This window comes from Burkholderia sp. BKH01 (assembly GCF_025685725.1).
In the GTDB taxonomy this organism is placed as follows: Bacteria; Pseudomonadota; Gammaproteobacteria; order Burkholderiales; family Burkholderiaceae; genus Burkholderia; species Burkholderia pyrrocinia_C.
On the sequence record NZ_JAOTQT010000073.1, the window covers coordinates 1 to 349 of the forward strand.

General features: G+C 57.3%; 2 tRNA genes. Both read left to right on the forward strand.

Annotated features, from left to right (window positions below):
• Position 1: 1 nt before the first annotated feature.
• Positions 2-77, forward strand: a tRNA-Glu gene (locus OEJ37_RS34870).
• Positions 78-155: 78 nt separating this feature from the next.
• Positions 156-232: transfer RNA gene (locus OEJ37_RS34875), tRNA-Asp, on the forward strand.
• The last annotated feature ends 117 nt before the right edge of the window (positions 233-349 follow it).

The following is a 349-nucleotide window of genomic DNA, read 5'->3' on the forward strand; positions in this document are numbered from 1 at the left end:
TGTCCCCTTCGTCTAGAGGCCTAGGACATCACCCTTTCACGGTGAGTACAGGGGTTCGAATCCCCTAGGGGACGCCAGATTCAGCGGCGTTTCGTAGAAGTGTCGCGAGGCTTGCAGGAACGTAACCGACGTCCTGCGGGTTGGGTAAGGAAGTTGGAGCGGTAGTTCAGTCGGTTAGAATACCGGCCTGTCACGCCGGGGGTCGCGGGTTCGAGTCCCGTCCGCTCCGCCAGAACGAAGCCCGTTCAAGACGTTTTTGAGCGGGCTTTTGTATTAAGGATGTAAGCAGTACGTTGTCCCCTTCGTCTAGAGGCCTAGGACATCACCCTTTCACGGTGAGTACAGGGGT